Consider the following 24068-nt stretch of genomic DNA (forward strand, 5'->3'; position numbering starts at 1 on the left):
TTATCTAATTTTTTCGAATTCAATTAGTTTTGAAAAGTAAAAAGGAGCTTGATTTAATTTCTTTTTAACCACCTTAAATCCTCTTTCTTTAGCAGCATTAATAATGCCCTTTTCTTTCAATGTATAAGCTCTTGTAGTTTTACTTGGCCCAGGAAATAATTTCCCAATATTTTTTAGAACAGCGAGAACTGGCGTATATGGAGCAAAGCTTACAATAAGTTTCTCTTTACTTAAATCACAAAGATGTTGGACCATTTCTTCTGCAACTGGTTGAGGATAATGAATAAACACATCCAAACAAACTACAACATCAAATAATCCTTTTAATTTTTCCAAATCACAGATTTCATATTTAATTTTTTCTTGTTTCAAACCTAATTCATTAATGCGTTTCTTTGTTTCTTTAATCATTTCAGAAGAAATATCACTCACCTGTAATTCTTTTATACCTAGTCTTAGTAATGGTATGGATAGACTTCCAACACCGCATCCTGCATCACAAAAACTTTTTTTTGTTAGTTCAGGGTAATTTTTGATGTATGAGATTACATCATCTACAGTTTTTTGATGTCCTTTCCTTATATTTTTCTGAACTGTATTAATTTCATCAGATTTACTATAAATTTTGTTCCATCTTTCAAAGCCAGTGCCATTAAAATACTCCCTAACCTCACTTTTTTCGATAATCTTATTGGACGTCATAGTTTTCTATGAAAATTTATTCTTTTTATATTAACTAACTGGCGCCAAATTAATTGCACGCCATTATAGGAAAGAATTGTTTTGTTATTTTGTCAGAATTAAATTCTAAAGATATTTATAAAATCGCTGTCGTAATGGGTAGTGATTCAGATTTAAAAACATTGAAACCTGCTGTAGATATTTTAAGAGAATTTGGAATAAAAACTGAAGTTTGTATACTTTCTGCTCATCGAACACCTATTGAAATGATGGAATATGCAAAAAATGCAGAAACAGAAAACATAAAAGTAATAATTGCGGGGGCTGGGGGTGCTGCACATCTTCCAGGAATGTTGGCATCCATTACTTGCATTCCTGTAATTGGAGTGCCAGTAGAGAGTAAGACACTTAAGGGGATTGACTCTCTTTTATCAATTGTTCAAATGCCCGCTGGGATACCAGTAGCAACAGTTGCAATTAATGGAGGTCAAAATGCTGGGTTATTAGCAATAGGAATGATCAGTTTATTTGATGAATCAATGAAGAAAAATCTAAAAAAATTTAGAGAAAATCTTCATAAACAAGTAAGGACTAAAAATAGTAAGTTATCAAGTATTGGAGCTGAAAATTATCTTCAAAATCTATGAAACTATACTTTTTCTATTAGCTCTTTTTGAGAAAGTTTTCTGTTTTAAGGTACTTAATAACTTTTTCAACAGAATCATTTAAATCTAATGATCCTGTATCAACAGTAATTTCTGGATTATGAGGAGCTTCATATGGACTAGAAATCCCAGTAAATTCCTTAATTTCGCCCAATCGAGCTTTCTTATAAAGACCTTTAGTATCCCTATTTTCGCAAACTGTGATATCTGCAGCACAATAAACTTCAATAAAATCCTTAGATCCAATAATTTTTCTCACCTTATCTCTATCGCTAATAAATGGTGAAACGAATGCTGTAATTGTAATTATCCCTGCATTCATAAATAAATTTGCAACTTCTCCAATTCTTCTTATGTTTTCTTCTCTATCTTCATCCGAAAAACCGAGATCTTTACATAAACCGTGTCTAATGTTATCCCCATCCAACACGTAAGTCGAAAAACCATCTAAGTGTAAAACTTCATTTAAAGCATTGGCTAAAGTACTTTTACCAGAGCCAGATAAACCTGTAAACCAGATAACCATACTTTTATGACCTCTCATTTTCTCTAATTTTTCTCTATCAATAGTTAAATTATGCCACTTTATATTGGTTGACTTTGTTTGATCTTGTTCTTTCATTTTTTGGCTCATCAAAATTAAAAACCTATCCTAACCCTTGCTTTATAAATTATGAAATCCCTCTTTACGAAGAAACTCAATTGATTTCGATACCATATCGCCCTGTAACTGGATATTACTATCAATTAATGTTCCTCCAGTACCACAAAAAACCTTAATTTTTTTTAGTAATTCTTTTAATAAGATTTCATTCTCAGTTCCTAGCCCTCTTATTAAAGTGATAGTCTTACCCTTTTTACCTTTTTTTTGTTTTGAAATATTTATTTTTGACTTTTTATTAAAAGTATCTAAATTAGCTATTTCTTCAGATTTTATTTCTTGATTATCAAATTCGATCCAATTCTTTTTTCCCATTATTTTAAATATAATCTATAGTTAGTTAATACTTATTCTATAGAAAAAGTGGTAAGTACATTTTCTCGCAAAGATCAAAATTATAAAAACGACGATTTAAATCAACCCTCCAAAGAGGGAAGGTTTGGAAAATATGGTGGTCAATATGTTCCTGAAACTCTAATGCCTGCTCTTTTTGAGCTTGAAACTGCTGCATCAAATGCATGGAAAGATAAGCTTTTTGTAAAAGAATTAAATCATCTTCTTAAGACTTATGTAGGAAGAGAAACACCACTTTATGAAGCTAAAAGACTTACTGACCATTACAAAACCAAACAAGCAACTCCAAGAATATGGCTTAAACGAGAAGATTTGAATCATACTGGTGCACACAAAATTAACAATGCCCTTGGACAAGCTTTATTAGCAATAAGAATGGGCAAAAAAAGGATAATTGCAGAAACAGGAGCAGGCCAGCATGGAGTTGCTACTGCAACTGTTTGTGCGAGATTTGGCTTGAAATGCATTATCTATATGGGTGCCGAAGACATAAAAAGACAATCTCTTAACGTCTTCAGAATGAAACTGCTAGGAGCTGAAGTTAAAGTTGTAAATTCAGGAACTGCAACACTCAAGGATGCAACTAGTGAAGCAATTAGAGATTGGGTTTCTAATGTAGAAACAACACACTACATTTTAGGATCAGTTGCAGGTCCACACCCTTTCCCGAAAATCGTGAGAGATTTTCATGCAGTTATTGGAGAAGAAACTAAAAAACAATGCATGGAATCGTTTGGGTCTTTGCCCGATATTTTACTTGCTTGTGTAGGTGGGGGATCAAATGCAATGGGTCTTTTCCATCCTTTCGTAAAGGAAAAATCTGTACGACTTATTGGTGTTGAAGCTGCAGGAAGCGGAGTTGACACTGACAAACATGCTGCAACTATTACTAAAGGGTCAGTTGGAATTCTGCATGGATCAATGAGTCTTCTTCTACAAGATAATAATGGTCAAGTACAAGAAGCTCATTCAATAAGTGCAGGTTTGGATTACCCAGGAGTAGGTCCCGAACATAGCCATTTGAAAGATATAGGTAGGGCAGAATATGGATCAGTCACAGATCAAGAAGCTTTAGATGCTTTAAGACTTGTTAGTGAACTTGAAGGAATTATACCAGCACTTGAAACTTCCCACGCCTTTGCATGGTTGGATAAATTATGTCCTACTCTTAAAAAAGATACTCATATAGTGATCAATTGCTCTGGAAGAGGTGACAAAGATGTGAATACTGTCGCATCTTCATTAAATATTTAATCAATATCTAGGAATTGATGGGTCAATATATCTACTCCATCCATCAATACCCTCCTCTAAATTCCAGATTTCTTTCACAATATTATTATCTAAACACCATTGACAAAAGTTATAACTTCTTATTCCTGCATGGCAAGTAACAACGATTTCTCTTTCTAACAAACCAGCAAATATTTCTTCAACATATTCAAATGTGACTTTACTAATTGGTATATGTAAAAATTCTTTTGAAAAACGAGCTATTTCAAGTTCTGACTGTTCTCTTACATCAATTAAGACTGGATCTTCATTCTTAGAATCAAACCAATCATTGAGAGTAGAAGCATTTATAGATTTTGGATAATTTCCCAATTGAGAGGATAAATTATGTGTTATTTACAATTTAATAAATTAAGTTGCAGAGGGTTATTTATTGTTAAAAATAAAAATAAACATTGATAATGAAACTTAGAATAGTAGCAATATTACTATTATTTTCTTTATTTCTTTTTGTTGGTTTTAAAAAAGTTTCTGCAAATAAAAATAAAGAGCAAAGTACAAATATTGAGCAACTAAATATCTTAAAATATGTACCTGAAAAAAATAAATTATTATTCATTTCAAATTTAGAAAATTTCAATATTTTTAACAATAATGAAAAAGATAAAAATCCTAAAAATCAAAATGACATAGTTTTATTAAAAGATTCTATATTAGATTACTTAGGTTTAGATCTAGGGAACAATAAATTAGAAGATATTTATAATAATGAATTTATAATCTCAACTTTTGAGAATAATAAAAAACTTAAAGATGATGTTTTGATTGCTTTTAAAATTAAGCCAGAAAAAAATCTTGATGATATATTGCATCTCCCCAATCAAATTGATCAGACCAATGAAATAATTCCAATTTATAGAGAAAATAAAATAAATTTTCTCAATTTCATATATCGGACAGAAGATAATTATGTTATTGCGTCATCAGATAAAAAATTAATCAAAAACAGTATTAGCTCTGGTGATGATTTTAAAGAAAAAAAATTTCAATATAAGGGGGGATTTTTTGGACTAAAAAAAGAAAAAAATATTTTATTCACAAATAAATTTTGGGAAAGTAAATTTTTTAATAAAGAATTTTTTCCTGAGAATAATGAGGATATTATAGCTACAACATTTGACTATAAAAATGAGTATTTAATTTTAAAATCATATTTACTAAACAATAAAAAAAATATTGATATTCATACTTACGATAAGCTTTTAAATAAAGAGAAAAGGAATGAAAATAATCCAGAAGTTTCAATTTTTTGTGATATAAAAAATTTTGAAAAATATCTAAAACCTTTAATAAGTGATTTTGAACTTAGTTTGTTTGAAGAGTTTGATCAAAATATCAATGAAGACATATTAATTCTCAATTCAAAAAAAGATTGGCTTATTGCATTTCAAAAAAATACTGGAGATAAATTTAACTTAAGTACTTTGAAAAAACTTAAAGATTTCAACAAATATACTTTGAAAAAGAATGAAGATATTTACTCGATTTATACTAAAGATATTCTTGAAGAAAAAAACGATTTAATAAAAGAATTAACTTATGAAAATATCTATTCAATAGAATCAGGAGATTTACAAATCATAAGTAATTATTTAATTGATGATAAAAAATTAGAAACAGTCTCAAATAAATTTTTTAACCTAAAAACTAATAAAAATAAATCTGCTTTTCTTTATGCAAAAGTTGATATCAAAGATGAAAATTCTAAAAAAATTAAAAATTTTACTGATTTACAAGATCTTAATTTTCTCATTACAAATATTTTAAAAATATCAAATGAAGAATCTCTAGAAATCATTAGACAATCTATTCCTGAAAAAAATCCAATTCTTTATACAGAAAAAATATTAAAAATACTTTAATAAAGTCATTCAAAAAAGCTTTAAAAACAATTAATTACAATTTTTGTGAAGTTAATAACTTGTGGTTAATTAATCATTATTTGACTATCTTTAATCTATAAGTATTTAATATTGAATTAAGGAATTGGATAGCAAAAAACTAACTTTAAAACCAGGATTAGAGGGTGTCCCAGTTACTAATTCATCTATCTGTGATATAGACGGTAACAAGGGTAAATTATTGTACAGAGGCTACTCCATTGAGGAACTATCAAAAAAAAGCAGTTTTTTAGAAACTGCTTACCTATTGATTTGGGGTGAATTGCCTACAGCTATTCAACTAAGAGATTTTGAACAAGAAGTTCAAATGCATCGAAGACTAAGTTTTAGAGTCAGAGATATGATGAAATGTTTCCCTGCAACAGGTCATCCTATGGATGCTCTTCAATCTAGTGCAGCTTCTTTGGGGCTCTTCTATTCACGTAGAGCAATAGATGATCCTAATTACATCTATAACGCAGTGATAAGACTAATAGCAAAAATACCAACAATGATTGCTGCGTTTCAACTTATCAGAAAAGGACAAGACCCAATTCAACCTAGAGATGATTTAACTTACTCATCAAATTTTCTTTACATGCTTACTGAAAAAGAACAAGATCCTATAGCCGCAAAAGTTTTTGATAGATGTTTAATTCTACATGCCGAACATAGTTTAAACGCAAGTACATTTAGCGCAAGAGTAACTGCAAGCACTCTTACAGACCCATATGCTGTCATCGCCTCTGCGGTGGGAACCCTGGCTGGCCCACTTCATGGAGGAGCAAATGAGGATGTTATTGCAATGTTAGAAGAAATCAAAATTCCAGAAAATGCTGCTTCTTTTTTGGATAATGCTATAAAAAATAAAAGTAAGATAATGGGCTTCGGTCACAGAGAATATAAAGTCAAAGATCCAAGAGCAATAATTCTTCAAAAACTGGCAGAAGAGCTTTTTATTAGATTTGGAGCAGATGAAATGTATGAAGTTGCTAAATCACTAGAGGCAGAGGCAATACCAAGACTCGGACAGAAGGGTATATTCCCTAACGTGGACTTTTATTCTGGTCTCGTTTATAGAAAACTTGGAATTCCTCGTGATCTTTTTACTCCAATTTTTGCCATATCTAGAGTTGCAGGTTGGTTGGCACATTGGAGAGAGCAACTTGGAGCGAATAGAATTTTCAGACCATCGCAAATCTATACCGGTTCAGCACCAAGAGATTGGATCAGCCTAGAGAATAGAAAATAGAGGAAATATTTGCAGCTTTTCATAAAAAAACACACATATTGTTTGTGAGGGGTTAATGTATTAAGTAAATAACATAAAAATTTTGGAATACGGATTAGATCTCGAATATAGTTTTAATGAATTGTTAAAAGGTTTTGGCCTTTCTAGTGAAATTGCTCATATTATTTGGCTTCCTCTCCCTATGCTTTTGGTTTTAGTAGCGGCAGTTGTTGGCGTATTAGTAACTGTCTGGCTCGAAAGAAAAATATCTGCTGCTGCTCAACAAAGAATTGGTCCTGAATATGCAGGAGCTCTTGGCGTCCTCCAACCAATTGCAGATGGTCTTAAGTTACTTGTTAAAGAGGATATTATTCCTGCTAAAGCAGATGGAATTCTCTTCACTGCGGGACCAATATTAGTTCTTGTTCCAGTAATTCTCTCCTGGCTAATTGTTCCTTTTGGGCAAAACCTTTTAATAAGTAACGTTGGAATTGGAATTTTCCTATGGATCGCCTTAAGCAGTATCCAGCCAATTGGACTTCTTATGAGCGGATATGCCTCCAATAATAAATATTCCTTATTAGGAGGATTAAGAGCTGCGGCTCAATCAATAAGTTACGAAATACCTTTAGCTTTATCTGTACTGGCTATCGTTCTTATGACAAACTCGTTAAGTACTATCGACATTGTTAACCAACAAAGTGGTGTTGGAATACTAAGTTGGAATATTTGGAGACAACCAGTAGGCTTCATAGTCTTCTGGATTTGCGCTCTTGCTGAATGTGAAAGACTTCCATTTGACTTGCCTGAAGCTGAAGAAGAATTAGTTGCAGGATATCAAACTGAATATGCAGGTATGAAATTCGCATTATTCTACCTTGGTAGTTACATAAACTTAATCCTTTCAGCATTATTGGTATCAATACTTTATCTAGGAGGATGGGGTTTTCCTATTCCAGTAGAATTAATAGCTAAGTTTCTTAATTTGCCAATTAATGGACCATTTATACAGGTTTTCACTGCATCGATAGGAATTGTAATGACTGTATTGAAAGCATATCTTTTAGTTTTCATTGCAATATTATTACGCTGGACAACTCCTAGAGTAAGAATAGATCAACTTTTAGATCTTGGATGGAAGTTTCTTCTTCCAATTTCTCTTGCTAATCTTTTGATAACTGCAGGATTAAAACTTGCTTTTCCGCAATTCTTTGGTGGTTAAATTTAAGTAGAAATACTTAAATTAAAAATTTATCCACTAAAATAAACAATATAGTAAATTCTTCAAGATGAAAAATTTCCTTCAACAAATAAATAGTTATATCAAAGAAGCATTTAATGCTGGCAAATATTTATACAATGGCTTATCAGTTACTTTTGATCATCTTCAAAGAAGACCTGTTACTGTCCAATATCCATATGAAAAATTAATACCCTCTGAAAGATATAGAGGGAGGATACATTATGAATTCGATAAATGTATTGCTTGCGAAGTTTGTGTGAGAGTATGTCCTATAAATCTACCAGTAGTTGATTGGGTGATGAATAAAGAAACCAAAAAAAAGGAACTTAGAAATTATTCAATAGATTTTGGGGTTTGTATATTTTGCGGCAATTGCGTTGAATATTGCCCTACTAATTGTTTATCAATGACAGAAGAATATGAATTAGCTACTTTCGACAGACACAATCTAAATTTTGATAATGTAGCACTTGGTAGACTGCCTACAAACGTCACAACAGATCCGTCAGTTAAACCTCTAAGAGAACTTGCCTATCTTCCTAAAGGAGTCATGGACCCTCATGAAATACCAGCCTCTGAAACTAGAGTTGGTAAATTACCTGAAGAAGTCTATGATTGGATGAAGCCTGAATCCAATGAAAATAAAGATACAATTTCTAATTCAATTAATTAGTTTCCATTAATTTATGTCCATTGCAATAACAACACAATTTATTTGTTTTACAGTTCTATCTTTAGTTGTCATTATTGGTGCTCTTGGTGTCGTATTGCTCGAAAGTATTGTTTATTCAGCCTTTCTCCTTGGGGGAGTTTTCATGAGTGTAGCAGGATTATATCTTCTATTAAATGCAAGTTTTGTTGCTGCTGCACAAGTTTTAGTTTATGTGGGTGCAGTTAATGTATTAATAATTTTTGCAATAATGCTAGTCAATAAAAAAGAGGATTTAAAACCCATCAATGATCTTAAATCTAGAAGAATCATATCTACATTGATATGTTTAACCTTACTAAGTCTCCTGATAAGAGTTGACTTAACCAATATATGGAGCTTATCAAGTCCTCAAAACTCTATAGGAGAAGAATCAACTATTAGGATTGGTGAGCATCTATTCAGTGATTACTTACTTCCATTTGAAGTAGCTTCAGTTTTACTTTTAATGGCAATGATTGGGGCTATAGTTCTAGCTAGAAGAGATGTAATGAGCACAGATATTTCAACAGGATTACCTGTTGATCAAGAGTTAATCGAAAAATCATCAGAACCATTACTTACAAATAAAAATTAACCTTTGTACTTTGTTATGAATTTAGAATCAATTCCTATTCAAGCTTTTTTGATAGTATCTTCAGCACTATTTTGCATTGGTATTTGGGGATTATTAAATAGCAGAAATGCAGTAAGAGTTCTTATGAGCATTGAATTAATGCTAAATGCTGTAAATATAAACTTGATGGCGTTTTCTTCCTACATCGATAATAATTTAATTCAAGGACAAGTTTTTACAATTTTTGTGATTACAGTTGCTGCCGCAGAAGCGGCCGTAGGATTAGCTATATTGTTATCGCTTTATAGGAATAGGGTGACTGTAGATATGGAAAGTTTTAATTTATTAAAATGGTAAAAGCATTAAATGAAACTTTCATTGGTGCTTATTGTATATCGTTCAGATAGTTCTATAGCTTTAGAGGCTTCAAAATTCTGTGAAGAAGTCCTCACCGCCAAAAATATTAAATCAAAAAGGATCGAAAGTGATTTTCACAAAGATGAAATTGAGAAATATCTTTCCAATTTAGAATTACAACCAGATATTGGAATAGTTCTTGGTGGAGATGGAACCTTCTTACAATGTGCAAATGCATTAGGTAATTATGATATTCCATTATTAAGTATTAATATTGGTGGTAATTTAGGTTTTCTCACGCAAGAAAAAGATTTTTTATTTGACAAATCTTTTATTGAAATCCTTGAAAATGAAGAATATATAATTGACTGTCGTAATAGATTAAATTGTAATATTTGTATTAGCGGGGCGAGTCCTGAGAAAAAAATTATAAAAAGCTATGAGGCCTTAAATGATTTTTATTTTAAATCTGTTGAGGAGGATATTTCTCCTACCAACCAAATACAAATTGAAATAGATAACGAGAAAGTTAATGAATATAAAGGTGATGGATTGATTATATCTACATCTACTGGGTCAACAGCATACTCAATGGCTGCAGGTGGCCCAATAGTACATCCTAGTGTAAATGCAATGATAATTAACCCTATATGCCCAATGAGTTTAGCAAGTAGACCAATTGTCATACCTTATACCAGTAAGGTAATCATAAAACCAGTAAAAAAAAGTAAAGGTGAAATTAAATTATGGAGAGACGGTTCAAAATGTATGACCATAAAGGAAACTTATTACTGTGAGATCATAAATGGTAAATCACCCTGCAAAATAATTAGGTTTAAAAAAAGCGCTAGCTATTACAGTACTTTAATAAAAAAACTAGATTGGAAAGGAGATTTATCTCTTAAGAATTCAAAAACATAAATGGCCTTTGAAATAGAAAGACGTTTTCTTATAAAAAATGATAATTGGAAAGAATTTGTCAACAAACAAATTTTTATAGAACAAGGGTATTTATCAAAAAGTCTAGATGATTGGATTACTAGGATAAGATTTACAGGTGAAGACTATAAAATTGCACTCAAAAAACACATTAAAAATTTTACCTGCTTTGAATTCGAATACTCCATTCCGCCAAATGATGGTGAAAAAATAATGTCAAACCTTACAAATACATTAAAGAAAGAAAGATTCTTTTTAGAAGTTAAAAGTAAATCTTGGATTGTAGATTGCTTTAAAGACAATAATTATCCACTCCAAATTGCGGAAATTGAACTTTCTAAGGAAGAAGAAGATCTAATTCTGCCTTCATTCATATCAAAAGAAATTACTGGGATTAAAGAGTACTCAAATTTCTGTCTGGCCAACAAACCTTTTTCAAGCTGGTAAAGAAATATTTGACAACTCTCTAAAATAACTAGGCAAAAGAACCTTTTTTCCTTTATATTTTCTTTATAATTCACTAACATTTTTTTATTTTCTTCAAATGTATGGTCTTTACGACAAGGAAGGAATATTGAGATTTGTCGATTCAGACAGGGATGCTTGCATTGCATACGCTGAACTCTTCGATTTAGGTTCTACAAATTATTGTTTAATGGATTTAGCTTCCGATACAGCGAAACTAAGGGGAACTAATTTTGATCAGAATCTGGGAGAGAACAACAATTAAATCCATCTCTACAGATCTTTCCATTATCCATTGCCCAGTTCAAAAGTGCTACTCTATTTTTAGAGCCTGTTTTTGTAAACATATTACTTACATGATTATCAACAGTTCTTTTACTGATAGTAAGTTTTACTGCAATTTCTTGATTTGTAAGCCCATCAGCTACTAGATCAATGATTTCCATCTCTCTTGTAGAGAGACCCATCATATCAATGTTGTTTACTTCTTCTTCAACCATTTGCATTTAAACAGTTCCTTTTTTATATTAATTAAGTTTAGCAATCCAACTACACTTGTTAACCAAGTAGGAAACAAAAGCAATTGAAATCAAAACTTCAGCAGACTTTAGAAAAAAAATCCAAGGTAATAACAGCAGAGTTAATGCCGCCCAGAGGTGGAAGCCCCATAAGATCTCTTAAGATAGCACAACTTTTGAAAGATAAGGTACATGCTGTTAACATTACTGATGGAAGCAGAGCTGTAATGAGAATGTGCAGCTTAGCAATGTCTAAACTATTACTGGAAAATGGGATAGAACCAATAATGCAAATATCTTGCAGAGATCGTAATAAAATTGCTTTACAATCAGACATTCTTGGAGCAAATGCTTTAGGAATTAAAAATATTTTATGCCTAACCGGTGATTCAGTAAAAGCCGGGGACCAACAAAATGCTAAACCTGTTCATGAGTTTGAGTCGGTTAGATTACTTCAACAAATACAGGCTTTTAATAAAGGAATTGATCCTACTTTTGGAGAACTTTCCGATAAAAAAACTTTTATATTTTCAGGAGCTGCTGCAGATCCAAGTTGCAGAAATCAAAGAAGCTTACAAAATAGAATTAGAAAGAAAAAAGAGGCCGGAGCAGAATTTATACAAACTCAAATGGTAATGAAAAAAGAAAATTTGATAGAATTTTGCGAAAAAATTAGCAAACCACTCGAAATTCCTGTAATTGCAGGAGTATTCTTATTAAAGTCTTACAAAAATGCTATTTTTATAAACAAATATGTTCCTGGAGCAAATATCCCTGAAGATATTTTAAATCGTCTCAGAGAGGCCAAAAACCCACTACAAGAAGGAATAGAAATTGCTGCCGAACAAGCTCATGATTTTATAAATATCGCGAATGGGGTTCATTTAATGGCAGTTAAATCAGAACACTTAATCCCAGAGATTCTTAAAAAAGCTGATCTTAGTCTGGAATATTAATCAAATCAGTACCCAACAATTCTGCCATTGCCTTCTGCTGTGGAGATGGTTCAGTCAAATCAGATCTTCTAGAATCTGTTATCAACCAATCCAAAGATGCATCTTGCAAATCGAAATGATCTCCATTTTTCCCAACACAATATTTACCAAACACTAACTTATCCATAAGTCTTACGCCTTTACCGATTTTAGAATAATCAAAAATAATTGAGTTATCTATAGTTGCTCCCTCGCAAATACAACAACTTGGTCCAATCATGGAAGGGCCAATAATTGTTGCTCCATCCTCGATCCTAGTCATGCCTCCTATATAAACTGGTCCGGTAATATTAATTTTTTCCCAGTTAGCCGCTACATTCAATCCCGTAAAAACTCCAGGTTTAATTTCTTTTCCAGGGATCTCCACCTGTCTTACTTTTCCTTGTAATACATTTCTAATAGCACTCCAATAATCAGGAACTTTTCCAATATCTACCCATTCAAAATCCATTGGTAATGCAAAAAATGGTAAATCCATTTCAACAAGTTTAGGAAAAAGATCAGCTCCAATATCAAATTTCTTTGCTGAAGGTATGTAATTAAAAATTTCAGGTTCGAAAAGATATATTCCTGTATTTATAGAGTCACTTAAAGCTTGATCAACTGTTGGCTTTTCCTGAAAAGCCTTTATTCGTCCATTTTCATCAGAAACTACGACACCGTAACTTGATACTTGATCTTTAGTTACCTTCTTTGTTATTAAGCTCGCAATAGCTCCTTTCTGCTTATGTTTTTTAACAGCTTGAGTTAAATCTAAATCAACTAAAGCATCACCACATAAAACAACAAAAGTTTCATCGAAGAAATTTTGAAAATCCTGAATTTTTTTTAATCCTCCTGCGGATCCCAAAGCATCACCTATTAATTCTCCATCTTCAATTCTTCCCTCAAAACTATAAGCAATTTCTACTCCAAATCTTTGCCCATCCCTAAAATAATTTTCAATTTCTTCAGCCAGATGAGAAACATTTACCATTATTTCCTTAAAGTTATGTTCTCTTAAAAGTTCCAAGAGAAACTCCATAACAGGCTTTTGCAAAATTGGTATCATTGGTTTTGGAATAATATGAGTTATTGGCTGAACACGCGTCCCTTTACCTGCCGCAAGTATCATTGCCTTCATGAATTCAAAACCTCTTTTTAAAGATTATACGTTATTACTAATAAGCTCCTAAATAGCAGAAGGATAAGTCTTGGGTACATCAAGATTATCTATAGGCAATTGAGCTAAACCTCCTTGAGGAATTATTCTTTTAATTTGAATTGGGCCATATAAGGAGTTAATTTGTTTAATTTCAATTTTGTTTTCAGATGATAAAAATAATAAGGCCCAAAAAACCCCCAAACGATCTTTATCTAAATCATTTTTTACAGCAGTTTGCCATTGCTCAACTAGATATTCAAAATCTGTCCACTGTAATGCTTTTTCCCACCCATCAATAAATTTACCTAGTGCTTTAGTGGTTTCGGGTAGTTTCTCACGATGCGCTAATGATTTCACTTGAGAAATTAAAGCTTTATCTGAATATTTTTTATTTCTTTTTCTCTTCATTAGAAGAAGGTCTTGGGTTTCTATAACTTCAGCAATAGACTCTAACTGACTTACAAGTTCTCCCAGAGTGGTTGTACGTTTGAGAATTGGTTGTGCTATTGATCTTCTCCTTAGATATTTTTCAGGATATTTTGGTATGTCAAATTCTTGGTCAATCCAATCTTGATCATCCAAGTCAAAATCATCTTCAAAATCGGAAGAATTTTCTTTGAAAACATCAGATTCCAAAACTTGAGCCTTTAAATTAACTAATACGGAAGCAGCAAAAAAAGCTTCGCTTGTCTCAGATAAATCCTTTTGATAGGAACTTTTACTATTTGATTTGCTGCCAAAAGATTGTGAATATTGCTCTAAAAAACTATCAATTACACTTATTACATCAATATCCCATGGATCAAGATCACCTTTACCTGCGGCGTCTTGAAGAAACTTAATCAACAATCTAGGCCCTAATTGTTGTCTATGAATAAGGTTGTAGTTAGATATTTTTAAATAGGCAATAACTATACATAAGATATACCCTTAATTATTTAATGCCAAACAATATCGCATAATTTTAAAAATTATATAGTTGGAGCTTTTAGAATCTCATTTGTTTTAGTTCCTGAAAAAATATTTGTTTTCACAGCAGATTTAACAGCAGTTAAATCTCTATCAACTAAATTATTGATAGACGCAATGTAACTTTCAGTTACTAACCTTGGGTACAAACCTATTCCAATAATCGGTAAAAGTAAACAAGCAATAATATAAACTTCCCTTGGCTCTGCATCTATAAGTTTTCGTTCCTCCGTTAATTTAGGATTTTCTTTACCAAAGAAAATTTCTCTTAACATTGAAAGTAGATAAATAGGAGTAAGTATTACACCGATAGCAGCTAAAGAGGCCATAACTACCCTGAAAGGAAGTGTATATACTTCATCAGTAACAAATCCTGTAAATACCATCAATTCGGAAACAAATCCACTCATACCAGGCAAGGCTAGAGAAGCAAGTGAGCAAGCAGTCCATAGGGCAAACATGATTCTCATTTTTTGTCCTACACCACTCATTTCATCAAGTTTAAGAGTCTTTGTTCTGTCATAGGTGGCACCAACAAGAAAAAATAAACTTGCACCGATTAATCCATGACTAACCATTTGCAGCATAGCTCCACTTGTTCCAAGGCTACTAAAACTCCCTATACCAATAAGAACGAAACCCATATGACTAATCGAACTATATGCAATTTTTCTTTTAAGATTTCTTTGAGCAAAAGAAGTTAATGCAGCATAAATTATATTGACTACCCCTAGAACTATTAATAATGGGGCAAATTGAGCATGAGCAACGGGTAATAATTGTGCATTAAATCTTAAAAGAGCATATCCTCCCATCTTTAATAAAATACCTGCTAGAAGCATATGAACAGGAGCTGTAGCCTCTCCATGAGCATCTGGAAGCCAAGTATGAAGAGGTACTATTGGTAGTTTCACTCCAAATGCAATTAAAAGCCCGACGTAACATAATATTTGGAATTTTTGACTAAAATCTTGAGCTGCCAAGTGAGAAAACTCAAAGTTAGGAATTTCTGTACCATAGAAACCCATTGCTAAAGCTGCCAAAAGAATAAAGATAGAACTACCAGCTGTATAAATAATGAATTTTGTTGCTGCATATTGTCTATTTTTGCCACCCCATATAGCCAGTAATAAATAAACGGGAATTAACTCAAGTTCCCAAGTTAGAAAGAATAAAAGCATATCTTGTACTGCAAACACTGCGATTTGCCCACCATCCATAACCAATATCAAAAAGAAAAATAACTTTGGTTTGAACTTGACTGGCCATGCAGCAAGAACTGCTAAAGCAGTTATAAAACTAGTCAATAGTATTAACGGCATAGACATGCCATCAGCGCCAACAGACCAAGTAAGACCTAAATCAGGGAGCCAGCTAATATTTTCTTTCAGTTGAACATTTTCATTACTAATATCAAAGCCATTTATATATGAACCTACAGTTATTAAAAAAGTTATTAATGCAATAGACAATGCAAACCATCTCACCTCTTTGCCGTCCCCTTTATCCGGGAAAAAAGGTATCACAAATGCACTACCAATTGGAAATAAAATTGAAGCAGATAGCCAAGGGAAATTAGACAATCCAGCTCCCAAAGTTCCCAACATTTGTGTCGCAAAATGTGTATAAAAATAAGTACTCAATTTAATAAGAAATTTATCTTAAATAAAGTCTAGAAATTTTCTGTACTTTTTCACCCCAATGGACAGTGAAGACACACAATTGTAATTAAGATACTTGAGGAGACTGAAAACCAAATATAGCAACTAGTAAAATTACGCCTCCAAAAACGATAAGCGCATAAAATTGAGCCCTACCAGTCTCAAAATATTTTAAACCTTCTCCACTACCTAAAGTTACAAGTCCAGTAAGATTTACTACGCCATCAACCACCTTAGAATCAACCTCTAAAACTTCTTTAGCAAGTTTTCTACTACCCTTAACAAAAAGTTTTTCATTAATATCATCTAGATACCATTTATTTGATAAAAATCTATTGATGCTAGGAAACTTTTCAGCGAATAAAACTGATAAATTAATTTTTTTCACAAAATATGCCTGATAAGCAATAATGATTCCAGCTGATGCAATAAGTACTGATGCAAGTGCTAAAGGCAAAAATTCTTTTAACTCAAAGGCTTTTGCAGCAGTCTCTGCTTCTTCAGGATCTAGTAAATTTGCAATTTTGCTATCCCAGGGAAGTCCCATAAAACCGATAATTACAGAAGGTACAGCTAAAAATACCAAGGGAAATGTCATTGACCAGGGTGACTCATGAATAGAGCCATTTTCTTCATGATCTTCTTCATTTTCTTCATCTAGGTTTGTTTTAGAGGCTAATAGGAGCTCTTTTTGCAATTCTTTATTCTCCCCTCTGAAATCTCCTTCAAATGTCAAGAAATAAAGCCTAAACATATAAAAAGCAGTCATACCAGCTGTTAGAAGTCCAACGAACCAAAAAGCTGGAAATGATATAAAAGCATTTCCTAGTATCTCGTCTTTACTCCAAAAACCTGCCAATGGGGGAATTCCACTAATTGCCACACAACCTATTAAAAATGTTGTTGATGTATATGGCATTTTTTTTCTTAACCCACCCATCAATCGCATATCTTGAGCTAATACAGGCTGATGGCCAACTACTTCTTCCATAGCATGGATCACAGAACCAGATCCAAGAAAAAGCATTGCTTTGAAGCAAGCATGAGTAACTAGATGAAAAATTCCAGCTATTGGAGCTCCACAACCCATCGCAAGCATCATATAACCAAGCTGTGAAACAGTGCTATATGCCAAACCCTTTTTTAAATCCATTTGGGTTAAAGCTATAGAAGCACCTAAGAAACAAGTAATGGTTCCAACTAAAGCAATAATGAACTGAATAGAAGGAAATAATGAATACAAAGGTTGAAGCCTTGCTACAAGAAATATTCCTGCAGCAACCATTGTTGCAGCATGGATAAGGGCAGAAATAGGTGTCGGGCCTTCCATCGCATCAGGCAACCAAACATGAAGTGGAAACTGAGCAGATTTTGCCATTGGCCCTAAAAAAACTAAAAAACAAAGGAGTAAAGCAGCCCAAATGGGTATCGAATTGTCAGTAATTGATTGGGAAATTCCAGTAGCTATTTCATTAAAATCAAAACTATTTGTAGCCCAAAATAGGCCAAGAATTCCTAGTAATAACCCAAAGTCTCCCACTCTATTAACAACAAATGCTTTTTGTGCAGCATGTGCAGCGCCATCCCTGTCATACCAAAAACCAACCAATAAATAAGAACACATCCCAACTAATTCCCAAAAAACATAAATTTCTAATAAATTCGGACTAACTATTAATCCCATCATTGAACTACTAAATAATGCTAAATATGTAAAAAATCTGACATAACCTTTATCATGGGCCATATAACCATGAGAGTAAATCATTACCAGCAAAGTTATAGTAGTTACTAAAGCAAGCATTACACTTCCCAATGGATCAATAACAAATCCCATTGGAATCGTGAAATCCCCAGCATTGGCCCATACAAATAATTTTTCTACTGTTTGATAACCATTAACTTGCTCAATTAGAGCTTTATAACTAATTACTGCAGAAATCCCAACGAAAGAAATCAGACCTACAGAAACAATTTCTCTTGAATTATTAATTTTCTTGTTAATGCTTATTAGTCCTAAGCCAGAAAGCACTGCTCCGATAAGTGGGAAAACAGGAATTAACCAGGCAATTTCTGAAGCTTGAGGCATTTTTTAATGAACTTGTATTTTAATTTTAAACTGTCAATTGAAAAATTCCGACAAAAATGATGAATTAAATGTTTTAACAGCAATATTTATGTATTGATGAGACCACCAAAGTACCCCTATTGCAATTAATATGCCAAGTTGAGATAACCTGAAGAATTCTCTAATCTTAAATTCTTGCCTCCCTTCAAGTATTGCCATAAAGGGGATTATGGAAGTATTTTGTTTAAACTTTTCAAATTCTTCTCCAAATCTATTTGATAATCTCTTATCCCCATGCCAGATTGCAAAAAGATGATGCAAAATTAAGCCAATAGAAGTTATTAATGTGAATGATGTCCCAAGCCATAAAGTATGAGCAACACACCAAATTATCTGACCAAATGCTTGTGGATGTCTTGTGATTCTCATTATCCCAGTTCCATAAATTCGTACTTTAGGTTTTAAAACTGACGGAATTTCTAGCAAATTGTAAGTAGCGGGATATAAAAAAAGAAAACTTATTGCAGTTAAGATCCAAACCAACATAAAAACGAAGTTATTACCCTGTAAATTCCATAATCTGATTCCGTCATATCTATGAGCCAAAAAATAACTAATCAAGATTACTGCCGATGGCAAACTTAAAAAAACAAAACATAACCGCCATAACCTAGGGCCCATAATAGATTCTGCTTTGATTCTTAAAGCAGCTCCACCACTATGGATCACGGCAAAAATCAAAATCAAAAGTAAAATTATTAAAGAAGTTTTATGAGTCTCCATATATTTAAATTATTCAAAAAATTTTTGTTCTTAACAAGAATGCTTCTAAGCATTAGAATTATAAGTAATTGTAGGCATAATAGATGCCAGAATTACCATTTACTCTCGACCAATTAAGAATACTAAAAGCTATAGCAGCTCAAGGAAGTTTTAAAAAAGCTGCAGATCTCTTATACGTAACCCAACCTGCAGTAAGTTTACAAATACAAAATCTGGAAAAACAACTTGAAATCACAATTTTCGACAGAGGTGGGCGAAAGGCTCTATTGACTGAAGCAGGAAGACTATTGCTTGATTATTGCGAACGAATTTTGAATCAATGCGACGAAGCTTGTAAAGCTATTGAAGATTTAAATAGCTTAAAAGGAGGAACTCTTGTCATTGGAGCCAGCCAAACAACTGGAACCTATTTAATGCCGAGAATGATAGGACTATTCAGACAAAAATACCCTGACGTATCTGTTCAACTTCAAGTTCACAGTACGAGAAGAACTGGTTGGAGTGTGGCCAATGGACAAATTGACTTAGCCATTATTGGCGGACAATTACCGGGAGAATTGGAAAATTTGCTACAAGTAATTCCATATGCAACAGATGAATTGGCATTAGTTTTACCCTCTAAACACCCACTTTCGACCAAAAAAGAGCTTCTAAAAGAAGACTTATACAAATTAAATTTTGTAACATTAGACTCACAATCTACAACAAGAAAAGTTGTTGACAAACTTCTCCAAGATTCTGGGCTTGATATTCAAAGATTAAAAATTGAGATGGAACTTAACTCTCTTGAAGCAATAAAGAATGCAGTGCAATCAGGTTTAGGAGCTTCCTTTTTGCCTGTTGTTTCTATTGAAAGAGAATTAGCGGCTGGAACAATCCACAAAGCATTCGTTGCTGATTTAGAGGTAAAAAGAGAACTTAAATTAATTACTAATCCGTCAAGATATAAATCAAGAGCATCAGAAGTATTCAAGAAAAATATTTTGCCTCAATTTGCTAGTTTAGAAAGCCCATTAAGGCAAATATAAATATTATCAAAACTGAATTGCTTCTTTGTTGATACCTACACCGCCGTCTTCAGCTTGTCCATCACCTTTGATGATAAATTTATTTTCATTTACATCAGTCTGATAAACGCACTTAACTATTGGCTTATCTCTTATAGAACCAATATAAGCAAAAGTATTCATCCTTTGCTTACATTCTCTTACATCTTCATTACTAATTGCGCCCTGTTTTTGTAACACTGTCCAATTCTCTCTTCTAATAACACACCCTGGCTGAAGAGCTGGTTGCGTTACAAAACTCGTAGATGGATTTAGAGTCGTATACATTTCAACATCAATTACAAAAGCACTAGCTCCCCACTGTCTACAAAATTCAGGATCTGGAACAGCCATATCTAATTGTTGTTGACTTGCTATATTTCCCTGCCCGCCATCTGTTGTACTTGTAATCGCGCTCCCAATACCAACTCCTAAAATTAATACTCCCGCAAGCACAGCAATAGTCCCTGTATTAAAGTTAACATTTTGTTCAGAAGAAGCAGGCAATCTATTGCTTCTTTGACCATACGAATACATATCCTTTGAATTTGGTGGATAACTTCTATTTGAGCCTCTTCTTGGCCTTCTATTTGAGGATGATCTATTCACAGCACTTTATTCGTCTTTGGTAAACCCATTGAATAATTCATTACTCTACAGTCAGGGTTATAGCTAAGCTGACCATTTTGAAGCAAAAATTTAATCAAACCTTCAATTTCTGATCCTATTTTTCGAAGTTCATAATCATCTAAATCCTTTCCAGATCTCTCTTTTATTAATTCATTGAATTTTTCATTTACTTTGTTTAGAGAATCTTCGCTCCAAATAAATTCGTTATCGGGATCTAAATCAAGAGTTAGTTTATTGGGATGAAACTTTAATTCCTCATCTACCACTTCGGCAGTAAAAATTCTTACATGCCTAGTTGTCGATTTTAAAAGCATTTTTTCCATAATTTTACGAAATAATCAACGAAAAAAACTATTATGTTCTAACTTTAATGTAGCTTATTAGTAAGTGTTAATTTATTTCTTGATTTAATAATGCGTGTTGTAATTGCTGGTGCTGGTTTAGCAGGTTTATCTTGCGCTAAATATTTAGTCGATAATGGACACATTCCGATTGTACTTGAAGCCAGAGACGTTTTAGGTGGGAAAGTTGCTGCTTGGAAAGACGAAGATGGAGATTGGTATGAAACAGGGTTACACATATTTTTTGGAGCCTACCCAAATATGTTGCAACTTTTTAAGGAATTAGATATTGAAGACAGACTTCAATGGAAAAGTCATTCAATGATTTTTAATCAGCCATCAGAGCCTGGTACTTACAGCAGATTCGACTTTCCCGATATACCTGCTCCAGTTAATGGTGTATCAGCAATACTAAGCAATAATGATATGCTTTCATGGAATGAAAAGATTCTATTTGGATTAGGTTTAGTGCCTGCAATGTTGAGAGGCCAAAAGTACTTAGATAAATGTGATAAAAAATCATGGACAGATTGGCTAAAAGAGCACAATATACCGGAAAGAGTTAATGATGAAGTATTTATAGCGATGAGTAAAGCCCTTAATTTCATTGGACCGGATGAAATATCATCTACAGTTTTATTAACAGCATTAAACAGATTTCTACAAGAAAAAAATGGTTCTAAAATGGCATTCCTTGACGGAGCTCCTCCAGAAAGACTATGCCAGCCAATGGTTGATTATATTACTGCTCGTGGTGGTGAGGTGCACATCAATAGTCCATTAAGAGAAATCAATCTTAATGAGGACAGTACTGTAAAAAGTTTTACTGTTGCCTCTTTAGATAAAAACGAAAAGAAAGAGCTAACTGCTGATGCTTATGTAAGTGCAATGCCCGTAGATCTCTTTAAATTAATGATCCCAAAACAATGGAAAGGGTTAGATGCATTTTCTAAATTAGATGGTTTAAATGGTGTGCCAGTTATTAATATCCATTTATGGTTTGACAAAAAATTAACAGATATTGATCATTTACTATTCAGTAGATCCCCACTCCTGAGTGTTTATGCAGATATGAGTATCACCTGCAAAGAATATGAAGACCCAAATAGATCAATGCTTGAATTGGTTTTTGCACCAGCAAAAGATTGGATAAATAGAAGTGATCAGGATATTGTTGATGCAACTATGGAGGAACTCAAAAAATTATTCCCAACGCATTTCATGGGAGATGATAAAACAAACTTACGAAAATATAAAGTAGTCAAAACTCCAAGATCTGTTTATAAAGCAGTTCCTGGATGCCAAGAGTTCAGACCTAGTCAAAAATCTCCTATAAAGAACTTCTTTTTAGCGGGTGATTATACTATGCAAAAATATTTAGCATCTATGGAAGGAGCTGTTTTAAGTGGTAAATTATGCGCGGAATCAATCAATAAGGAGTATTGCAAAACTCCTCAAAATGTTTCTTCATGAGATTTACATTGCAGTAATTTAAAAATTCATCTAAAACTTTTTGGAAAATTCAACTTCTCAACTTGATCAAGCATACGAGATATGCCGAAAAGAAACCCAAAAATGGGCTAAAACCTTTTACTTGGGAACCCTTCTGCTACCTACAGAGAAAAGAAAAGCTATTTGGGCTATTTATGTTTGGTGTAGAAGAACTGATGAAATAATGGACAGCTTAGAAGCTTCAACTAAATCTCAAGATGAACTTTCAGATAATTTAGATGCATGGGAAGACAATACAAAGAATGTATTTAAAGGAAATATTAAGTCAGAATTAGATGCGGTTTTATTAGATACAATCGAAAAATATCCACAAAGTATTCAACCTTACTTAGATATGATAGACGGTCAGAGGATGGATCTCACTAAATTTAGATACAAAGATTTTGACGAATTAAAACTATATTGTTATAGAGTTGCAGGAACTGTTGGCTTAATGACTCAGAATGTCATGGGTATTGATAGCGCTTATACATCAGCTCCTTGGAGTGAAAAACCTGATCCTTCTAAAGCAGCGATAGCTCTAGGTATAGCTAATCAATTAACGAATATACTAAGAGATGTAGGAGAGGATAGACAAAGAGGTAGAATTTATCTGCCACAAGCAGACATTGAAAAATTTCATTATTCCGAAGAAAAACTTTTAAAAGGTGAAATAAACAGCCAATGGAAGGCACTCATGAATTTTGAATTAGCAAGGGCTCGAGATTGGTTCCAAAAGTCTGAAGATGGCATTAAATGGTTATCTTCCGATGCAAGATGGCCAGTTTGGACCTCATTACGTCTTTATAGAGGGATATTAGATTCTATTGAAAGGTTAGATTATGATGTTTTTAATAACAGAGCTTTTGTAAGAAATTCAGTTAAAGCTTTTGAAATTCCTATATCTTTTTTAATTTCTAGAATTAAATAACTAAGCCGGTGTTTTTTGGTTTGCCAACAAATCTTTTAATTTAGATAGTTCTCCAGCCCATCTTGGATCTGGTGCTTCAAGATTAGGAGCATCACTATGTACAATTTTCTTAAAGTTTTTCCTCCTCTTCGTTGAGTTCCCGCTATTTCTTTTATTTGAAGCAGAATCTTTCTTTTCTGATAGCTCTACTCTTAATTTGGAACCATTAAATTCAAAACCGTTAAGTTTTTGGATCAATAGATTAGCATTCTCTTCATTGTTTGCAGTTGCGAAACCAAAACCCCTTGATTCCTTCGTTTCTTTATCTAAAACTGCTTTAAATCTAATTGAATCAGAGACTGATTTTAAAATTGCATCAAATTCTTTTGGATTAAATGCTTCTGGTAAGTTGCCAATGTAAATGCGGATGCTCATAAATTTTTTAAAATGATTTTGAAGTCTAAACTTCTAAACAAAA

Annotated in this window: 27 protein-coding genes; 14 read left to right on the forward strand and 13 right to left on the reverse strand. The window is 32.8% G+C overall.

All coding sequences use genetic code 11. The features are described 5' to 3' along the window. Positions 1 to 702 carry a magnesium protoporphyrin IX methyltransferase gene (locus tag JJ842_04340; protein MBO6971139.1) on the reverse strand — a complete coding sequence of 234 codons (702 nt, stop codon included), beginning with the start codon at positions 700 to 702 and terminating at the stop codon, positions 1 to 3. 134 nt (positions 703 to 836) lie between these two features. On the opposite strand from JJ842_04340, the gene purE reads away from it, so the two are divergent. After that, entirely contained in the window at positions 837 to 1328 is a 492-nt protein-coding gene (gene purE, locus JJ842_04345) for a 5-(carboxyamino)imidazole ribonucleotide mutase (GenBank protein MBO6971140.1), read from the forward strand. Between the two features lie 16 nt (positions 1329 to 1344). Here the strand turns inward: purE and cysC are convergent, their stop codons facing one another. Next, positions 1345 to 1968, reverse strand: a complete 624-nt coding sequence (gene cysC, locus JJ842_04350) for an adenylyl-sulfate kinase (protein MBO6971141.1) — start codon at positions 1966 to 1968, stop codon at positions 1345 to 1347. Between the two features lie 42 nt (positions 1969 to 2010). Further along, on the reverse strand, positions 2011 to 2322 hold the full coding sequence (locus JJ842_04355) for a translation initiation factor SUI1 (protein ID MBO6971142.1): 312 nt from the start codon (positions 2320 to 2322) through the stop codon (positions 2011 to 2013). Positions 2323 to 2370: 48 nt separating this feature from the next. On the opposite strand from JJ842_04355, the gene trpB reads away from it, so the two are divergent. Then, complete coding sequence (trpB, locus tag JJ842_04360) at positions 2371 to 3615, forward strand: tryptophan synthase subunit beta (protein ID MBO6971143.1); 1245 nt, start codon at positions 2371 to 2373, stop codon at positions 3613 to 3615. Here trpB and JJ842_04365 read toward each other — a convergent pair whose 3' ends face one another. Further along, positions 3616 to 3966 (reverse strand): rhodanese, encoded by a 351-nt coding sequence (locus JJ842_04365; protein ID MBO6971144.1) that lies wholly within the window; start codon positions 3964 to 3966, stop codon positions 3616 to 3618. An 89-nt stretch (positions 3967 to 4055) separates the two neighbouring features. On the opposite strand from JJ842_04365, the gene JJ842_04370 reads away from it, so the two are divergent. The 8 genes from JJ842_04370 to JJ842_04405 all read left to right on the forward strand — a co-directional run bounded on the left by JJ842_04370 (position 4056) and on the right by JJ842_04405 (position 11016). Continuing rightward, a complete protein-coding gene (locus JJ842_04370) occupies positions 4056 to 5516 on the forward strand; it encodes a hypothetical protein (GenBank protein ID MBO6971145.1) in 1461 nt (486 codons plus the stop codon). Positions 5517 to 5640: 124 nt separating this feature from the next. Beyond that, on the forward strand, positions 5641 to 6786 hold the full coding sequence (locus JJ842_04375) for a citrate synthase (protein ID MBO6971146.1): 1146 nt from the start codon (positions 5641 to 5643) through the stop codon (positions 6784 to 6786). 82 nt (positions 6787 to 6868) lie between these two features. Further along, positions 6869 to 7987 (forward strand): NADH-quinone oxidoreductase subunit NuoH, encoded by a 1119-nt coding sequence (gene nuoH / locus JJ842_04380; protein MBO6971147.1) that lies wholly within the window; start codon positions 6869 to 6871, stop codon positions 7985 to 7987. A gap of 67 nt (positions 7988 to 8054) precedes the next feature. Continuing rightward, positions 8055 to 8681 (forward strand): NAD(P)H-quinone oxidoreductase subunit I, encoded by a 627-nt coding sequence (gene ndhI / locus JJ842_04385; GenBank protein ID MBO6971148.1) that lies wholly within the window; start codon positions 8055 to 8057, stop codon positions 8679 to 8681. Between the two features lie 13 nt (positions 8682 to 8694). Then, a complete protein-coding gene (locus JJ842_04390) occupies positions 8695 to 9294 on the forward strand; it encodes an NADH-quinone oxidoreductase subunit J (GenBank protein ID MBO6971149.1) in 600 nt (199 codons plus the stop codon). Between the two features lie 15 nt (positions 9295 to 9309). Continuing rightward, the gene (gene nuoK / locus JJ842_04395) at positions 9310 to 9630 is read left to right on the forward strand and encodes an NADH-quinone oxidoreductase subunit NuoK (protein ID MBO6971150.1); all 321 of its coding nucleotides are present in this window, start codon (positions 9310 to 9312) and stop codon (positions 9628 to 9630) included. 9 nt (positions 9631 to 9639) lie between these two features. Beyond that, positions 9640 to 10551: an NAD(+) kinase gene (locus JJ842_04400; protein ID MBO6971151.1), complete on the forward strand. Its 912-nt coding sequence runs from the start codon at positions 9640 to 9642 to the stop codon at positions 10549 to 10551. Continuing rightward, positions 10552 to 11016: a CYTH domain-containing protein gene (locus JJ842_04405; GenBank protein ID MBO6971152.1), complete on the forward strand. Its 465-nt coding sequence runs from the start codon at positions 10552 to 10554 to the stop codon at positions 11014 to 11016. Positions 11017 to 11261: 245 nt separating this feature from the next. Here JJ842_04405 and JJ842_04410 read toward each other — a convergent pair whose 3' ends face one another. Then, positions 11262 to 11540: a helix-turn-helix transcriptional regulator gene (locus tag JJ842_04410; GenBank protein MBO6971153.1), complete on the reverse strand. Its 279-nt coding sequence runs from the start codon at positions 11538 to 11540 to the stop codon at positions 11262 to 11264. Positions 11541 to 11617: 77 nt separating this feature from the next. Between JJ842_04410 and JJ842_04415 the strand changes: the two genes are divergently transcribed. After that, positions 11618 to 12508, forward strand: coding sequence for a methylenetetrahydrofolate reductase (locus tag JJ842_04415; protein ID MBO6971154.1), 891 nt, complete (start codon positions 11618 to 11620; stop codon positions 12506 to 12508). Here the strand turns inward: JJ842_04415 and JJ842_04420 are convergent. From JJ842_04420 to JJ842_04440, 5 genes are all read right to left on the reverse strand, one after another. Continuing rightward, positions 12492 to 13670, reverse strand: a complete 1179-nt coding sequence (locus tag JJ842_04420; GenBank protein ID MBO6971155.1) for an NDP-sugar synthase — start codon at positions 13668 to 13670, stop codon at positions 12492 to 12494. The two genes, JJ842_04415 and JJ842_04420, sit on opposite strands and share 17 nt — an antisense overlap. A 48-nt stretch (positions 13671 to 13718) precedes the next feature. Beyond that, on the reverse strand, positions 13719 to 14540 hold the full coding sequence (locus JJ842_04425; GenBank protein MBO6971156.1) for a segregation/condensation protein A: 822 nt from the start codon (positions 14538 to 14540) through the stop codon (positions 13719 to 13721). 122 nt (positions 14541 to 14662) lie between these two features. Then, the gene (locus JJ842_04430) at positions 14663 to 16267 is read right to left on the reverse strand and encodes an NAD(P)H-quinone oxidoreductase subunit 4 (GenBank protein ID MBO6971157.1); all 1605 of its coding nucleotides are present in this window, start codon (positions 16265 to 16267) and stop codon (positions 14663 to 14665) included. A gap of 121 nt (positions 16268 to 16388) precedes the next feature. After that, positions 16389 to 18410: an NAD(P)H-quinone oxidoreductase subunit 5 gene (locus JJ842_04435; GenBank protein ID MBO6971158.1), complete on the reverse strand. Its 2022-nt coding sequence runs from the start codon at positions 18408 to 18410 to the stop codon at positions 16389 to 16391. 33 nt (positions 18411 to 18443) lie between these two features. After that, positions 18444 to 19172 carry a hypothetical protein gene (locus tag JJ842_04440; GenBank protein ID MBO6971159.1) on the reverse strand — a complete coding sequence of 243 codons (729 nt, stop codon included), beginning with the start codon at positions 19170 to 19172 and terminating at the stop codon, positions 18444 to 18446. A gap of 83 nt (positions 19173 to 19255) precedes the next feature. On the opposite strand from JJ842_04440, the gene JJ842_04445 reads away from it, so the two are divergent. Then, positions 19256 to 20200, forward strand: a complete 945-nt coding sequence (locus tag JJ842_04445) for a LysR family transcriptional regulator (protein MBO6971160.1) — start codon at positions 19256 to 19258, stop codon at positions 20198 to 20200. A 6-nt stretch (positions 20201 to 20206) separates the two neighbouring features. Here JJ842_04445 and JJ842_04450 read toward each other — a convergent pair whose 3' ends face one another. Further along, positions 20207 to 20827: a DUF3172 domain-containing protein gene (locus tag JJ842_04450; protein ID MBO6971161.1), complete on the reverse strand. Its 621-nt coding sequence runs from the start codon at positions 20825 to 20827 to the stop codon at positions 20207 to 20209. Next, positions 20824 to 21171 (reverse strand): NAD(P)H-quinone oxidoreductase subunit M, encoded by a 348-nt coding sequence (ndhM, locus tag JJ842_04455; protein ID MBO6971162.1) that lies wholly within the window; start codon positions 21169 to 21171, stop codon positions 20824 to 20826. Before ndhM ends, JJ842_04450 begins: the two co-directional genes overlap by 4 nt. 90 nt (positions 21172 to 21261) lie before the next feature. On the opposite strand from ndhM, the gene pds reads away from it, so the two are divergent. Next, positions 21262 to 22662: a 15-cis-phytoene desaturase gene (gene pds / locus JJ842_04460; GenBank protein ID MBO6971163.1), complete on the forward strand. Its 1401-nt coding sequence runs from the start codon at positions 21262 to 21264 to the stop codon at positions 22660 to 22662. 40 nt (positions 22663 to 22702) lie between these two features. After that, positions 22703 to 23611, forward strand: a complete 909-nt coding sequence (locus JJ842_04465) for a phytoene synthase (protein ID MBO6971164.1) — start codon at positions 22703 to 22705, stop codon at positions 23609 to 23611. On the opposite strand, the gene JJ842_04470 is transcribed toward JJ842_04465, so the two are convergent. Further along, positions 23612 to 24025 carry an RNA-binding protein gene (locus tag JJ842_04470; protein ID MBO6971165.1) on the reverse strand — a complete coding sequence of 138 codons (414 nt, stop codon included), beginning with the start codon at positions 24023 to 24025 and terminating at the stop codon, positions 23612 to 23614. It abuts the gene before it with no gap. Positions 24026 to 24068: the final 43 nt, after the last annotated feature.

This window comes from Prochlorococcus marinus CUG1433, from assembly GCA_017644425.1.
GTDB lineage: Bacteria > Cyanobacteriota > Cyanobacteriia > PCC-6307 > Cyanobiaceae > Prochlorococcus_A > Prochlorococcus_A marinus_U.

What these genes read in the sequence shown, in the direction of transcription:
- JJ842_04340 (MBO6971139.1), bottom strand. Translation starts at nt 702, where the DNA reads ATGACGTCCAATAAGATTATCGAAAAAAGTGAGGTTAGGGAGTATTTT.
- purE (MBO6971140.1), top strand. Translation starts at nt 837, where the DNA reads ATGGGTAGTGATTCAGATTTAAAAACATTGAAACCTGCTGTAGATATT.
- cysC (MBO6971141.1), bottom strand. Translation starts at nt 1,968, where the DNA reads ATGAAAGAACAAGATCAAACAAAGTCAACCAATATAAAGTGGCATAAT.
- JJ842_04355 (MBO6971142.1), bottom strand. Translation starts at nt 2,322, where the DNA reads ATGGGAAAAAAGAATTGGATCGAATTTGATAATCAAGAAATAAAATCT.
- JJ842_04370 (MBO6971145.1), top strand. Translation starts at nt 4,056, where the DNA reads ATGAAACTTAGAATAGTAGCAATATTACTATTATTTTCTTTATTTCTT.
- ndhI (MBO6971148.1), top strand. Translation starts at nt 8,055, where the DNA reads ATGAAAAATTTCCTTCAACAAATAAATAGTTATATCAAAGAAGCATTT.
- JJ842_04390 (MBO6971149.1), top strand. Translation starts at nt 8,695, where the DNA reads ATGTCCATTGCAATAACAACACAATTTATTTGTTTTACAGTTCTATCT.
- nuoK (MBO6971150.1), top strand. Translation starts at nt 9,310, where the DNA reads ATGAATTTAGAATCAATTCCTATTCAAGCTTTTTTGATAGTATCTTCA.
- JJ842_04400 (MBO6971151.1), top strand. Translation starts at nt 9,640, where the DNA reads ATGAAACTTTCATTGGTGCTTATTGTATATCGTTCAGATAGTTCTATA.
- JJ842_04405 (MBO6971152.1), top strand. Translation starts at nt 10,552, where the DNA reads ATGGCCTTTGAAATAGAAAGACGTTTTCTTATAAAAAATGATAATTGG.
- JJ842_04410 (MBO6971153.1), bottom strand. Translation starts at nt 11,540, where the DNA reads ATGCAAATGGTTGAAGAAGAAGTAAACAACATTGATATGATGGGTCTC.
- JJ842_04420 (MBO6971155.1), bottom strand. Translation starts at nt 13,670, where the DNA reads ATGAAGGCAATGATACTTGCGGCAGGTAAAGGGACGCGTGTTCAGCCA.
- JJ842_04430 (MBO6971157.1), bottom strand. Translation starts at nt 16,267, where the DNA reads ATGTTGGGAACTTTGGGAGCTGGATTGTCTAATTTCCCTTGGCTATCT.
- JJ842_04435 (MBO6971158.1), bottom strand. Translation starts at nt 18,410, where the DNA reads ATGCCTCAAGCTTCAGAAATTGCCTGGTTAATTCCTGTTTTCCCACTT.
- JJ842_04440 (MBO6971159.1), bottom strand. Translation starts at nt 19,172, where the DNA reads ATGGAGACTCATAAAACTTCTTTAATAATTTTACTTTTGATTTTGATT.
- JJ842_04445 (MBO6971160.1), top strand. Translation starts at nt 19,256, where the DNA reads ATGCCAGAATTACCATTTACTCTCGACCAATTAAGAATACTAAAAGCT.
- ndhM (MBO6971162.1), bottom strand. Translation starts at nt 21,171, where the DNA reads ATGGAAAAAATGCTTTTAAAATCGACAACTAGGCATGTAAGAATTTTT.
- pds (MBO6971163.1), top strand. Translation starts at nt 21,262, where the DNA reads ATGCGTGTTGTAATTGCTGGTGCTGGTTTAGCAGGTTTATCTTGCGCT.
- JJ842_04470 (MBO6971165.1), bottom strand. Translation starts at nt 24,025, where the DNA reads ATGAGCATCCGCATTTACATTGGCAACTTACCAGAAGCATTTAATCCA.